This window comes from Streptomyces sp. NPDC054834 (genome assembly GCF_053611185.1).
The window spans coordinates 284,792-297,940 of sequence record NZ_JBSGZV010000002.1 but is presented as its reverse complement, the minus strand read 5'-3'; the positions used below and the strand labels follow the sequence as shown (position 1 = coordinate 297,940).

13 protein-coding genes are annotated in these 13,149 nt (G+C 70.6%); 10 read left to right on the top strand and 3 right to left on the bottom strand.

Annotated features, from left to right (window positions below):
* Positions 1–17 precede the first annotated feature (17 nt).
* From ACWGJM_RS04050 to ACWGJM_RS04005, 10 genes are all read left to right on the top strand, one after another.
* Positions 18–311: a hypothetical protein gene (locus ACWGJM_RS04050; protein WP_453410089.1), complete on the top strand. Its 294-nt coding sequence runs from the start codon at positions 18–20 to the stop codon at positions 309–311.
* Positions 312–321: 10 nt separating this feature from the next.
* Positions 322–516 carry a hypothetical protein gene (locus ACWGJM_RS04045; protein ID WP_453410088.1) on the top strand — a complete coding sequence of 65 codons (195 nt, stop codon included), beginning with the start codon at positions 322–324 and terminating at the stop codon, positions 514–516.
* Positions 517–772: 256 nt separating this feature from the next.
* Positions 773–1,060: a Sec-independent protein translocase subunit TatA gene (gene tatA, locus ACWGJM_RS04040; protein WP_453410087.1), complete on the top strand. Its 288-nt coding sequence runs from the start codon at positions 773–775 to the stop codon at positions 1,058–1,060.
* A 48-nt stretch (positions 1,061–1,108) separates the two neighbouring features.
* Positions 1,109–2,053 carry a twin-arginine translocase subunit TatC gene (tatC, locus tag ACWGJM_RS04035; RefSeq protein ID WP_453410086.1) on the top strand — a complete coding sequence of 315 codons (945 nt, stop codon included), beginning with the start codon at positions 1,109–1,111 and terminating at the stop codon, positions 2,051–2,053.
* Positions 2,054–2,138: 85 nt separating this feature from the next.
* A complete protein-coding gene (locus ACWGJM_RS04030; RefSeq protein ID WP_453410085.1) occupies positions 2,139–4,991 on the top strand; it encodes a DEAD/DEAH box helicase in 2,853 nt (950 codons plus the stop codon).
* A gap of 428 nt (positions 4,992–5,419) precedes the next feature.
* A complete protein-coding gene (locus tag ACWGJM_RS04025) occupies positions 5,420–7,048 on the top strand; it encodes an ATP-binding protein (protein ID WP_453410084.1) in 1,629 nt (542 codons plus the stop codon).
* Complete coding sequence (locus tag ACWGJM_RS04020; protein ID WP_453410083.1) at positions 7,045–7,452, top strand: roadblock/LC7 domain-containing protein; 408 nt, start codon at positions 7,045–7,047, stop codon at positions 7,450–7,452. Before ACWGJM_RS04025 ends, ACWGJM_RS04020 begins: the two co-directional genes overlap by 4 nt.
* A complete protein-coding gene (locus tag ACWGJM_RS04015) occupies positions 7,449–7,859 on the top strand; it encodes a DUF742 domain-containing protein (RefSeq protein ID WP_453410082.1) in 411 nt (136 codons plus the stop codon). The genes ACWGJM_RS04020 and ACWGJM_RS04015 overlap by 4 nt, the downstream gene beginning before the upstream one ends.
* On the top strand, positions 7,840–8,460 hold the full coding sequence (locus ACWGJM_RS04010; protein ID WP_453410081.1) for a GTP-binding protein: 621 nt from the start codon (positions 7,840–7,842) through the stop codon (positions 8,458–8,460). The genes ACWGJM_RS04015 and ACWGJM_RS04010 overlap by 20 nt, the downstream gene beginning before the upstream one ends.
* A 51-nt stretch (positions 8,461–8,511) precedes the next feature.
* The gene (locus tag ACWGJM_RS04005) at positions 8,512–10,008 is read left to right on the top strand and encodes a cytochrome P450 (RefSeq protein WP_453410080.1); all 1,497 of its coding nucleotides are present in this window, start codon (positions 8,512–8,514) and stop codon (positions 10,006–10,008) included.
* A gap of 39 nt (positions 10,009–10,047) precedes the next feature.
* Here ACWGJM_RS04005 and ACWGJM_RS04000 read toward each other — a convergent pair whose 3' ends face one another.
* The 3 genes from ACWGJM_RS04000 to ACWGJM_RS03990 form a co-directional block, all read right to left on the bottom strand.
* Complete coding sequence (locus tag ACWGJM_RS04000) at positions 10,048–11,001, bottom strand: RluA family pseudouridine synthase (RefSeq protein WP_453410079.1); 954 nt, start codon at positions 10,999–11,001, stop codon at positions 10,048–10,050.
* Between the two features lie 178 nt (positions 11,002–11,179).
* Positions 11,180–12,025 carry a siderophore-interacting protein gene (locus tag ACWGJM_RS03995; RefSeq protein ID WP_453410078.1) on the bottom strand — a complete coding sequence of 282 codons (846 nt, stop codon included), beginning with the start codon at positions 12,023–12,025 and terminating at the stop codon, positions 11,180–11,182.
* A 125-nt stretch (positions 12,026–12,150) separates the two neighbouring features.
* On the bottom strand, positions 12,151–13,071 hold the full coding sequence (locus tag ACWGJM_RS03990; protein WP_453410077.1) for a 5'-3' exonuclease: 921 nt from the start codon (positions 13,069–13,071) through the stop codon (positions 12,151–12,153).
* Positions 13,072–13,149 lie beyond the last annotated feature (78 nt).

Sequence of the window (13,149 nt, the reverse complement as noted above, 5' to 3'; positions counted from 1 at the left end):
AAAGAGGAGCTGGGGCTTTGAGCGAGTCCGCGGGGTCCGGTGCGAGGGACATGACGGTCGCGGCGGCGTTCGGCGGGATGAAGAGAGTCGTCCCCGTGGTGTTCAAGGCGGGCTGCCCGGACTGCCGGGGCCGCTTCGAGCTCTCCGCGAGCGCTCTGCGCCTGGCGATCGGCGCCAGCAGCCGTACGACGTTCTACTCCTTCACCTGCCCCGAGTGCGGGGTGTCCGTCCGCAAGCCCGCGGGGGAGCGCATCGTCGAGCTGCTGACCGGGGGCGGGGTCAGGACCCTGCGGCTGCACTCCACCGTCTAGGCTCGGCGTCATGTTCTGGCCGATGTTCGCGGTAGCTGTGGGTTTCCTGGGACTTGCCGTCCTCGGTGTGCTGGCCGTCCGGGTCTTCCTGGAGGCGCAGCGCCTCGGCAGGCAGGTCACGGACTCCGCGAGCCGTATCAACAGGGCCGCCGAGGACCTGGAGCGGGCGTCCGCGAGCGCCGCCCGCGCTGCCGACTCGCTGTGAGGGCTGCTGTGGCGGTCCTGTGAGTCTTGAGGCGCAAGCGTTTTGGGTCACTTCGCCCTGTCACGCGGGCCGCTGCGGCGGGTACGCTGCTGGTCGCGGCCCGGCAACGAGGCACGGTCCGCAGAGCAGGAATACGCACGGGGATTGTTCCACGTTCACCCCCGGGCGTTACGATCGCTGTCAGAACGATGTTCGGACATGTGTCCGACTGGTCGGACAGGCCCGTCGCCCCGCCTCGGTGAGAAGGTGAAGATTTATGTTCCGCAACGGACTTGAGCCGTGGCACCTGCTGATCCTCGTTGTGGTCATCCTCCTCGTGTTCGGTTCCAAGAAGCTGCCGGACATGGCGCGCTCGCTCGGCAAGTCCGCCCGCATCCTGAAGAGCGAGGCGAAGGCGATGAAGGAGGAGGGCAAGCAGTCCGGCACCGCCGAGTCCGCCGAGGAGCCCGCTCCCGCTCCCGCTCAGCGCACGATCCAGGCCGCGCCCGGCGACGTGACCAGCTCCCGCCCGGTCAACGAGCCGACGGACACGACCCAGCGCTGACGCGAGGACCGGGGACACCCGGTCCGCTGCACGAGATGAGGATGTGGGTTGCCCAAGTCCGCCCGCAAAAAGGAGAGGGATCCCGAGGGCCGGATGCCGCTCGCGGATCACTTGCGTGAGCTGCGCAACCGGCTTGCCAAGGGTGTCCTGGCGATCCTCGCCGTCACGATCGTCGCGGCCTTCTTCTACAGGGACATCATCGATGTCATCACCAGGCCGATGCTCGACGAGATCGGCTGTGGCCAGTCCTTCGGGGAACTGGCCGATGCCAAGAACGTTCACTGCGCGCACATCACCGTCAGTGGCCTGCTGGCTCCGTTCACCCTGGCCCTGAAGGTCGCCCTGATGGCCGGTGTCGTCCTTGCGTCGCCGGTCTGGCTGTACCAGCTGTGGGCGTTCGTCGCGCCGGGCCTGCACCGCAACGAGAAGAAGTACGCCTACGCCTTCGTCGGCTTCGGCTTCCCGCTCTTCCTCACCGGTGGCTACCTCGCGTTCCACGTGCTGCCCACCACGGCCAAGGTGATGATCGGCCTCACACCCGACGGTGCCGAGAACCTGTTGCCGCTGGACGACCTGCTGGACCTGGTCACCCGCATGATCGTCGTCTTCGGTCTCGCCTTCGAGATGCCCTTGCTGCTGGTCATGCTCAACCTCACCGGCGTGCTGTCCGGGCGGCGCATGCTGGGCTGGTGGCGCGGCATGGTCATCGGGATCACCGTCTTCGCGGCCGTGGCCACACCCAGCCCCGACCCGATGACGATGCTGGCGCTGGCGGCGCCGATCTGGGGGCTCTACTTCATCGCCGTGGCCATCGCGTTGCTCAACGACCAGCGCCGGGCGCGACGCGAGGCCGAGGGCCCGGCCGACGACGAGGCCTCCGAGCTGGATCTCACGCCGGAGGCCATCGGCGAGGTCGAGCCGGTCTCCGCCGGCCGGACGGTGCCCGAGCAGGCGGGCCCGGACCGGGTCAACGGATATGACGACGTGACCTGACCGTCCCTTCATTCGGCTCACGAGCGGTGCCCGCGTCCCCGAGGACGCGGGCACCGCTCGTCGTGGTTGTCCCACGTTCCGGATAATGATCGTCCTGTTGTCAGTGGGGCCCGGTAACCTCGAATGCACGATGACAGAGGACCTCTCACCGGCCGAGCGGTACGCGGCAGCCCGCAGGCGGGCAGCCGAGCAGGCCACCGCACTCGCGTCCTTCCGCGAGATGTACGACTTCGGCCTCGACCCCTTCCAGATCGAGGCCTGCCAGGCGCTCGAGGCGGGGAAGGGCGTGCTGGTGGCCGCCCCCACCGGCTCGGGCAAGACGATCGTGGGCGAGTTCGCCGTCCACCTCGCCCTTCAGCAGGGCAAGAAGTGCTTCTACACGACACCCATCAAGGCGCTGTCGAACCAGAAGTACTCCGACCTGTGCCGCCGCTACGGCACGCAGAAGGTCGGCCTGCTGACCGGCGACAACAGCGTGAACCCCGACGCCCCGGTGGTCGTGATGACCACCGAGGTGCTGCGCAACATGCTGTACGCGGGTTCGCAGACCCTCCTCGGCCTCGGGTACGTGGTCATGGACGAGGTGCACTACCTCTCCGACCGCTTCCGCGGCGCCGTCTGGGAGGAGGTGATCATCCACCTGCCCGAGTCGGTGACCCTGGTGTCACTGTCGGCGACTGTGTCGAACGCCGAGGAGTTCGGCGACTGGCTGGACACCGTCCGCGGCGACACCGAGGTGATCGTCTCCGAGCACCGGCCCGTGCCGCTGTTCCAGCACGTACTCGCCGGGCGGCGGATGTACGACCTGTTCGAGGAGGGCGAGGGCCACAAGAAGGCCGTCAACCCCGACCTCACGCGGATGGCTCGCATGGAGGCCAGCCGCCCGTCGTACCAGGACCGCCGACGGGGCCGCGCCATGCGCGAGGCCGACCGCGAGCGGGAGCGCAGGCAGCGTTCGCGGGTGTGGACGCCGAGCCGGCCGGAGGTCATCGAGCGACTCGACTCCGAGGGCCTGCTGCCCGCCATCACCTTCATCTTCAGCCGCGCAGGCTGCGAGGCCGCCGTCCAGCAGTGCCTGTACGCGGGCCTGCGCCTCAACGACGAGGAGGCGCGGGAAAAGGTGCGTGCCCTGGTCGAGGAGCGCACGGCGTCCATCCCCACCGAGGACCTGCACGTCCTCGGCTACTACGAGTGGCTGGAGGGCCTCGAGCGCGGCATCGCCGCCCACCACGCCGGCATGCTGCCGACCTTCAAGGAGGTCGTGGAGGAACTGTTCGTCCGCGGCCTGGTCAAGGCGGTCTTCGCCACCGAGACCCTCGCGCTCGGCATCAACATGCCCGCCCGCTCGGTCGTGCTGGAGAAGCTCGTCAAGTGGAACGGCGAGCAGCACGCCGACATCACCCCGGGCGAGTACACCCAGCTCACCGGCCGCGCCGGCCGCCGGGGCATCGACATCGAGGGCCACGCGGTGGTGCTGTGGCAGCGCGGCATGAGCCCCGAGCACCTGGCGGGCCTGGCGGGCACGCGCACCTACCCGCTGCGCTCCAGCTTCAAGCCGTCGTACAACATGGCGGTCAACCTGGTCGAGCAGTTCGGCCGGCACCGCTCGCGCGAACTGCTGGAGACCTCCTTCGCGCAGTTCCAGGCCGACAAGTCGGTCGTGGGAATCTCCCGGCAGGTGCAGCGCAACGAAGAGGGGCTGGAGGGCTACAAGGCCTCCATGACCTGCCACCTCGGCGACTTCGACGAGTACGCGCGGCTGCGCCGCGAACTGAAGGACCGGGAGACCGAACTGGCCCGGCAGGGCGCGTCCCAGCGGCGTGCCGAGGCCGCGGTCGCCCTGGAGAAGCTCAAACCCGGCGACGTCATCCACGTACCGACGGGCAAGTACGCGGGGCTGGCGCTGGTGCTCGACCCGGGTCTGCCCGCCGGCCGTTCCAACGGTCACCGCGGCTTCGAGCACCACGACGGCCCGCGTCCGCTGGTGCTGACCGCCGAGCGGCAGGTCAAGCGGCTGGCGTCGATCGACTTCCCGGTGCCGGTCGAGCCGCTGGAGCGGATGCGGATCCCGAAGTCCTTCAATCCGCGCTCGCCGCAGTCCCGCCGGGACCTCGCCTCCGCGCTGCGCACCAAGGCCGGGCACATCCCGGCGGAGCGCGCCCGCAAGAAGCGCTCGCAGGCGGCCGACGACCGCGAGATCGCGCGGCTGCGCACGGCGATTCGCGCGCATCCGTGTCATGGCTGCAACGACCGTGAGGATCACGCCCGTTGGGCCGAGCGGTACCACCGGCTGCTGCGGGACACCTCGCAGCTGGAGCGGCGGATCGAAGGTCGTACGAACACCATCGCGCGGACCTTCGACCGGATCGTCGCCCTGCTGACCGAGCTGGACTACCTGCGCTCCGACGAGGTCACCGAGCACGGCAGGCGGCTCGCCCGGCTGTACGGCGAACTCGACCTGCTGGCCAGCGAATGCCTGCGCGAGGGCGTCTGGGAGGGCCTGGCTCCGGCCGAACTCGCCGCCTGTGTGTCGGCGTTGGTGTACGAGGCCCGGGTCGGCGACGACGCGATGGCGCCCAAGGTGCCGTCGGGCAAGGCCAAGGCGGCGCTGGGGGAGATGGTCCGGATCTGGGGGCGGCTGGACGCTCTGGAGGAGGAGTTCCGGATCACCCAGACCGAGGGCGTCGGCCAGCGCGAGCCCGACCTCGGCTTCGCCTGGGCCGCGTACATGTGGGCCAGCGGCAAGGGGCTCGACGAGGTGCTGCGCGAGGCGGAGATGCCGGCGGGGGACTTCGTGCGGTGGTGCAAGCAGGTGATCGACGTACTCGGGCAGATCTCGGCCGCTTCTCCAACGGAGGGCTCGACGGTGGCGAAGGTCGCGCGTAAGGCCGTCGATCAGTTGTTGCGAGGCGTGGTGGCCTACTCGTCCGTGGGGTGACGGATCGGCCGGCGGGTGCCGGCCTCTGTACGAGGTGACGAGGCGATGTCCCCGGCTTCCTGTGCGCTCGGCTCGCACAGGAAGCCGGGGACATCGCTGTCGGCTGAGCCGGTATTCGTCACCGCTCTGACGGCTCTTCACTCGTTACGGTGAGTTATCCCCGCACGCCTGTTCTCGGCTACGTTCGGTGTGCGATTGTTGGCGCAGAGTGCAAATGGGCCCGAGCGTACTCCTGTGGCGTGGGCGATTTCAGGCGCTCGCCGAATATGACACGGCGATGATCCGGTCGGACTAAGCTCGCCCGCGGCGCACCGAGTTGAGACGAATTCGTGCGCTTGTTCCTAAAAACACCGAAGATCCAGACTGCTCCAGGAATCTTCCCTCCGATAGCTCCCCCGACACCCCGCCGATTAGTCACAGAGGCATACATGGTGAGTGTTCAATCCCCTCCCGGTGGCCGCGAACTGTCCTACGTGCGCGTGCTGTTGCTGCCGGCCATATTGATGGCCGCGGCGACCGGAGCCGCCGTCGCCGTGGTCGCGGCGCCGGCCCGGACCGCGGTCGGCCTGTGCGGCGCCGTCGCCACACTGCTGGTGATCACGGCGGCGGTCGAAGCGGTGCGCCGCGGTCGCAAGCTCCATGAGGTGCGGGCGGAACACGCCCGTCACATCGCGTATCTGGAGCGGCGCCTCGCCGCCCAGGAAGCCGATCTCCTCCGCTTCCGCACGGAGATCGTGCCGACCGCGCTGTACCGGCTGCGCGCCGGTGAATCCCCCAGAGAGGTGATTCACAAGGTCCTCGACGCCGACCCGGAACTGCGTCACCTCCCCGACGCCCTGCGCGACCTGCTCAAGGCCCTGCTGAAGGTCGTGGACGAGGAAGAGACGGCGCGCGACGCGGCGCAGCAGGCGTTCGTGAACATCGCCCGCCGCGTCCAGGCCATCGTCCACCAGCAGGCCAACGAACTCCGCGAGATGGAGGAGGACCACGGCCGCAACCCCGAGGTCTTCGACGACCTGCTGCGCATCGACCACGGCACCGCGCTGATCGGCCGCCTCGCCGACTCCATCTCCGTCCTCGGCGGCGGCCGCCCCGGCCGTCAGTGGCCCAACCCCGTGGCGCTGTACAGCGTGCTGCGCGGCGCTATGTCCCGGATCCTCGAATACCGCCGGATCGACCTGGCCTCCATCGCCCATGTGAACATCAAGGGCACCTGCGTCGAGCCGGTCATCCACGCCGCGGCCGAGCTCCTCGACAACGCCACCCGCTACTCGCCGCCCCAGACCAAGGTGCACGTCACCGCCACCGAGGTGCAGACCGGCGTCGCCATCGAGATCGAGGACGCCGGAGTCAGCCTCAACGAGGAGGCCCGGGCCCGGATCGAGAACATGCTGGAGGCGGCCAAGGCGGGCGTCGACCTACAGACCCTCGGCACCACCCCGCGCCTCGGCCTGGCCGTCATCGGCCGACTGTGCTCGACGTACAACATGCAGGTCTCGCTGCGCGCTTCCGCGTACGGCGGCGTCCGAGCCGTCCTCATCGTGCCCAGCAGCATGATGACCACCGAGCCGGCCCCCGGCCTCGCCCACGGCATCGGCGCCACCGCCGTGCCCAAGGCCGAACTCGGCGCACTCGAGGGCCCCAAGCGCGCTCCCAAGAAGCGGCGCCCCACCAGCCCGCGCATCCCCGCCGGGATCTCCATGGAGGACGATGTCCCCGAGGTCACCGAGTGGACCGCCGGCGGCCTGCCGCAGCGCCGCAGCAGGATGAAGATCCCGCTCAGCCAGCGCCTCGCCGAACAGGCCGCCATCGAGCGGGCCGAACGCGAGGGCAATCCCACCATCTGGTCGCAGCACAAGCCCGGACCCGAGCCCGAGAAGAAGAAGGACGACCGCGAACCCGGACTGTGGGTCGAGGCCTTCTGGGAGGGGCTCAAGAAGGACAACCCGGGCCACCCGACCGACTTCACGCGGAACCCGACCGCGTACCTGCACCTGATCAACGACGATTCGGCCACCCACCACACCGAGGCCGACGAGGAGGGGGACCTCAAGTGATCCAGCAGCGAGCGAACTTCGACTGGATGCTCAAGGAGCTCGCCGACGGCGTACCGGGCATCGAGATGATCGTGGTGCTCTCCGCCGACGGCCTGCGCATCGCCCGCTACGGCGGCGAGCCCGACGCCGCCGACCGCGTCGCCGCGGCCTGCGCCGGCGTGCAGAGCCTGGCCGGCGCCGTCGCCCAGGAACTCCCCGGCAGCGACGGCGACATGAAGCTGGTCGTCATCGAGATCGACGGTGGCTACTTCTACCTGATGGCCGCCGGCGCCAACGCCTACCTCGCGGTCCTCGCCGACGTCGTCTGCGAGCCGGGCCGGATGAGCGGCATGATGCGCGACCTGGTCGTCCGTATCGGCGCCCATCTCACCAGTCCGCCCCGGCGGAACGGGCAGACCGTATGACTCCTCCGCAACGCAAACGGCGAATCCCGCAACCGGAACCACTGCCGGAACCCCTCGAGGCGGGCGAGCGGACGGGCACCAAGAAGAACCCCGAGCGCTTGTACGTCATCACCGGCGCCACCGACGGGGGACGCGCCGAGCTGGACCTGGTGACGCTGATCGTGGCGCGCGCCGACCCACCGCCCTCCGTCCCGCCCGAGCAGTCGGTGCTGCTCCGGCTCTGCACCGCCCCCCTGTCCGTGGCCGAACTCTCGGCCTACCTCAACCTGCCCTTCAGCGCGATGACCGTACTGATCACCGAGATGATCACGGCCGAACTGGTGCAGGCGCGCGTTCCGATCGTCCGCCAGGCGCTGCCCGACCGTTCACTCCTCGAAGCGGTGATGCATGGACTTCAAAAGCTCTGACACCATCCCGGGCCCACGGACCGCGGATCATCTGCCGCACACGGCCCAGGCCGCGGTGAAGATCGTGATCGTGGGCGGCTTCGGAGTCGGCAAGACCACCATGGTCGGCTCGGTCAGCGAGATCAAACCGCTGACCACCGAAGAGACCATGACTCAGGCCGGCATCGGTGTCGACGACAACTACGGCTCCGAGACGAAGACGGCCACCACCGTGGCCATGGACTTCGGCCGCATCAGCATCACCGACAAGCTGGTGCTCTACCTCTTCGGCACGCCCGGCCAGGAGCGCTTCTGGTTCCTGTGGAACGGACTCTTCGAAGGCGCCCTCGGCGCCGTCGTGCTCGTCGACACCCGCCGTCTGGAAGTCAGCTTCGACGTCATAGGGCGACTGGAGGAGCGCGGCGTGCCCTTCGTCGTAGCCGTCAACTCCTTTGCTGACGCGCCTCGTTACCCCATCGAGGAGCTGCGCACCGCACTGGACCTGCCGCCGGAGATCCCCATCCTCGAGTGCGACGCGCGCCGCCGGGCCTCCAGCCGCGACACGCTGATGACCCTCATGCGCTTCCTGCACTCGCTCGCCATGACCGGCGCCCTCACCTGACCCCCTCCCGACTCTCCCGACACCCCGGATCCATCCCTCGGAGCGACCACTGTGACGCCTGAATCCCACTCCCCGACCGGCACGGACGATCCCACGCTCGGCCCGCCCCCCGGCTGCCCCGTGCACGGCGTCGGGCCCGGGGGACTGCGCCGGCTGTACGGCCCGGACGCGGACGACCTGGGCGAGCTGTACGACAAGCTGCGGGCGGACTACGGCCCCGTGGCGCCGGTGCTGCTGCACGACGACGTGCCGATGTGGGTGGTCCTCGGACACGCCGAGAACCTGCACATGGTGCGCAGCCCCTCGCAGTTCACCCGGGACAGCCGCGTCTGGACGCCGCTGGCGGAGGGCATGGTCAAGCCCGACCACCCGCTGATGCCGCACATCGCCTGGCAGCCCATCTGCTCGCACGCCGAGGGCGACGAGCACCAGCGGCTGCGGGCGGCCGTCACCGGCGCCATGTCGACCATCGACCACCGCGGCATCCGCCGCCACATCGGCCGCTACACCCAGGTGCTGGTCAACGAGTTCTGCGGGGCGGGCCGCGCCGACCTGGTCGGCCAGTTCGCGGAGCACCTGCCGATGGCGGTGATGTGCGAGATCCTCGGCATGCCCGAGGAGTACAACGACCGCATGGTGCAGGCCGCCCGCGACGCGCTCAAGGGCACCGAGACCGCCATCGCCAGCCACACCTACGTCATGGACGCGCTCAGCCGGCTCACCAGCCGCCGTCGTGCCCGGCCGGACGAGGACTTCACCAGCCACCTCATCACCCACCCGGCCGGGCTGACCGACGACGAGGTCCGGGAGCACCTGCGCCTGGTGCTCTTCGCCGCCTACGAGGCCACCACCAACCTGCTCGGCAACGCGCTGCGCATGGTCCTCACCGAGCCGGGCTTCCGCGCCCAGCTCAACGGCGGGCAGATGACGGTGCCCGAGGCGGTCGAGCAGTCCCTGTGGGACGAGCCGCCGTTCAGTGCCGTCCTCGGCTACTTCGCCAAGCAGGACACCGAGCTGGGCGGCCAGCGGATCCGCCGGGGCGACGGGCTGCTGTTCGCCCCGAGACCGGGCAACGTGGACCCTCGGGTACGCCCCGACCTGTCCGCCAACATGCAGGGCAACCGCTCCCACCTCGCCTTCGGCGGCGGCCCGCACGAATGCCCCGGCCAGGACATCGGCCGTGCCGTCGCCGATGTCGGTGTCGACGCGCTGCTGACCCGCCTGCCGGACGTCCAGCTCGACTGCGACGAGGAGGAGTTGCGCTGGCGGTCGTCGATCGCCTCACGGCACCTGGTGGAACTGCCGGTGCGTTTTGAACCGAAGCCGCAGCAGGACGTGATGCTCAAGCCCAGCCCCGCGCCGATCCCGCCGCAGCGCGCCACCTGGCAGGTCGGCACCACCCGTACGGAGCCCGCACCGGCCCCCGCCCCCGTCTCCGCCCCCGAAGCCGAGGTGGCGGCGACGCCGCAGCAGGCTCCCGCGCCCGCCGAACCGGCCCGCCGGCGCGGCGTGTGGCAGCGCCTCAAGCGGTGGTGGCGCGGCCACTGACCGGTCTGCCGGCCGGGCCGCCCGCCTTCGGCCGGCTGCCTACCCGGCGGCCCACTCGGCGGGCGACGACCAGGCTTGCAGCACCCGGCCACTGACGAAGCGGCGCTCCGTCCCCGTGACCGGATCGGTGAACTCCAGCCTCCGCGCGAGCAGTTGCAGCGGGCGCCGGAAGTCACCGGCCGGTACGGGGCCGGTCACCTCCGGGTACAGCGGATCGCCGAGGAGGGGCACGCCCAGGGAGCTCATGTGCACCCGCAGCTGATGCGTCTGGCCGGTGGCGGGGACCAGCCGGTACCGGCCCAGCCCGTCCCGCTCGCGGTGCTCGGCCAGTTCCACCAGAGTCACCGCGTTCGGCTCGCCCGGCACCTCTTGCGCGGCCGGGATCCCGCGCTCCTTGACGATCCGGCTGCGCACGGTCCGGGGCAGGGCCAGACCGGGGACGTACGGGGCGACCGCCTCGTACTCCTTGCGCACCTGCCGGTCGCGGAACAGCGACTGGTAGGCGCCCCGGTGCTCGGGCCGTACGGTGAACAGCACCAGCCCGGCCGTCAGCCGGTCCAGACGGTGCGCCGCCGTCAGCGTCGGCAGGCCGAGTTCGTGCCGGAGGCGGGCCAGGGCGGTCTGGGCGACATGGCTGCCGCGCGGGGTCGTGGCGAGGAAGTGCGGCTTGTCCACGACGACGATCCGCTCGTCCCGGTACACGACCTCCAGCGGGAACGGCACCGGCACCTCGTCGGGCAGCTCGCGGTGGAACCACAGGTACATCCCCGGTACGTACGGGGCGTCGGCGGCCACCGACAGGCCGTCCGCACCGACGACCAGTCCCGCGTCCAGCATTCCCGCGACCATCCCGGGGCCGGCCCCGCTGAGCCGCTCCACCAGATGCTCACCCACCGTGGCCCACGCCCCGCCGAGCGGCAGCCGCACCCGCACCGGATCCACCCCGTGACGCTGCGGCAGGGGCGAGGGCGGGGTGCGCGTCTTGCGTCTCATCAGGGCACCAGCGTAGGCGCTGGACCCGGACGCCGAGTCGCCCGGCTCAGGCGGCCGCGCCGCCCTGTCAGGCAGGCCTGGACGGGCACCGCCTTCGTCACGGCGGCACCTGTCATGGGTGCCCGGACGCGCCGGTGGCGGCACCCCCAGGGGCGCCGCCACTCGCGAAGTGCCCTGCTCAGGCCGCGGCCGCGCCGCCCTCCTGCTCCGCCTCGATGCGTGCGTTCCAATCCCGCTTGGAGGCCTGCCAGCCGTCCTCGTTGTGGCCCAGACGCCAGTAGCCGGAGATCGACAGGTCCTCGCGCGGGACGGCGAGCTCGACGCGCAGCAGCCGGCGCAGTTCCTTCACGAAGGCCGCCTCGCCGTGCACGAAGGCGTGCATCCGGCCCTCGGGGAACTCCAGTGCCCGTACCGCCTCGACCAGCGCCGCGCCGACCGGCCGGTCACCGCGGTGCAGCCAGACGACCTCCACGCCGGAGTCGATCTTCTGCTCCTCCCCGGGTCCGGAGACCTCCACGAAGGCGTGCGCCCTGACGCCCTCGGGCAGCGCCTCCAGGGAGCGGGCGATCGCGGGCAGAGCACTCTCGTCACCGGCGAGCAGATGCCAGTCGGCGCTCACGTCGGGCGCGTACGCCCCGCCGGGGCCCATGAAGCGCACGGTCTCGCCCGGCTGGACGCGCGCCGCCCACGGCCCGGCCAGGCCCTCGTCGCCGTGGATCACGAAGTCCAGCGCCAGCTCGCGCTGTTCGGGATTCCAGGCGCGCACCGTGTACGTCCGGGTCACCGGCCACTGCTCGCGCGGGAACTCCGCACGGATCCGCTCCATGTCGAAGGGCTCGGGATAGGTCACGCCCTCGGCGGGGAACAGGAGCTTCACATAATGGTCGGTGCAGGTGTCCGCGGCGAAGTCCGCCAGACCCTCACCACCGAGCACCACCCGCTGCATGTGCGGGGTCAGCCGCTCGGTGCGCACGACCTGGGCGGAATGGGGCTTCCGCGGCTTGCGTCCCGGACGTTCTGCCATGACGGCCTCCCGGCTCCATTGTTAGGCGCTCCATTGGTTAGGTTCACCTAAGTTAGCATCCGGGGCAAGCGAACACCCCTTCCTTCGGAGCTGGATGAGAGGGTACTGGGAGGCCATCGCGCGCGTCAGGCCCCGAGCGTCGTCAGGAGCCGCTGGAGGGAACCGCCCAGTCCCCAGCGCGCCGACAGCTCCTCAAGACCCGCCGCGTCGCGCGGTGCGCTCGGCAGTTCCGTGTCGACGTCCGGCAGGGGGACGTCGGCGGCGACCCGGACGACCGTCGGCGCGACGGTGACGTACGGGCGGGCCTCCTCCAGCCGCTTGCGCTGCGACGGCGTGAGCCTGGCCCCGGGGTCGCCGACCGCCGCCATGATCCCGGCCAGGTCGCCGAACTCGGCGAGCAGCTTGGCGGCCGTCTTCTCGCCGATGCCGGGCACGCCCGGCAGCCCGTCGCTCGGGTCGCCGCGCAGCAGCGCCAGATCCGCGTACCCGCTGCCGTCCACCCCATACTTCTCGCGCAGCCACGCCTCGTCGGTCAGTTGCAGCGTGCCGACGCCCTTGAGCGGGTACAGCACCCGCACCCCGCGGGCGTCGTCCACCAGCTGGTACAGGTCGCGGTCGCCGGTCACGATGTCGACCGGGCCCTTGGCGCGCGCGGTGAACGTGCCGATGACGTCGTCCGCCTCGTACCCCTCGACCCCGACCCGGGCGATGCCGAGCGCGTCCAGGACGGCCTCGATGACCGGTACCTGCGGGGAGAGCGTGTCCGGGACCTCCTCTTCGTCCGGTCCGGCCTCGTGGACCTCGGCGACGCGGTGCGCCTTGTAGGAGGGGATCAGGTCGACCCGCCACCGGGGGCGCCAGTCGGCGTCCATGCACGCCACCAGGCGGTCCGGCCGGTGGTCCTTCACCAGCCGGTCGATGAAGTCCAGCAGCCCGCGCACGGCGTTCACCGGCGTGCCGTCCGGCGCCTTCACCGAGTCCGGCACGCCGAAGTAGGCGCGGAAGTAGAGGGAGGCGGTGTCGAGGAGCATCAGTCGTCCGGTCACGCCTCGCCATCATGCCGTACCGGGCGGGTCTGTGAACTGGGCCACTGTTGTGTTTGCCTCCGGGGCGCTTGGGCAGGT

Bases quoted from the DNA above. Each gene is read 5' to 3' on its own strand.
- ACWGJM_RS04045 (WP_453410088.1), top strand. From the start codon at position 322: ATGTTCTGGCCGATGTTCGCGGTAGCTGTGGGTTTCCTGGGACTTGCC.
- tatA (WP_453410087.1), top strand. From the start codon at position 773: ATGTTCCGCAACGGACTTGAGCCGTGGCACCTGCTGATCCTCGTTGTG.
- ACWGJM_RS04030 (WP_453410085.1), top strand. From the start codon at position 2,139: ATGATCGTCCTGTTGTCAGTGGGGCCCGGTAACCTCGAATGCACGATG.
- ACWGJM_RS04025 (WP_453410084.1), top strand. From the start codon at position 5,420: ATGGTGAGTGTTCAATCCCCTCCCGGTGGCCGCGAACTGTCCTACGTG.
- ACWGJM_RS04015 (WP_453410082.1), top strand. From the start codon at position 7,449: ATGACTCCTCCGCAACGCAAACGGCGAATCCCGCAACCGGAACCACTG.
- ACWGJM_RS04010 (WP_453410081.1), top strand. From the start codon at position 7,840: ATGGACTTCAAAAGCTCTGACACCATCCCGGGCCCACGGACCGCGGAT.
- ACWGJM_RS04000 (WP_453410079.1), bottom strand. From the start codon at position 11,001: ATGAGACGCAAGACGCGCACCCCGCCCTCGCCCCTGCCGCAGCGTCAC.
- ACWGJM_RS03995 (WP_453410078.1), bottom strand. From the start codon at position 12,025: ATGGCAGAACGTCCGGGACGCAAGCCGCGGAAGCCCCATTCCGCCCAG.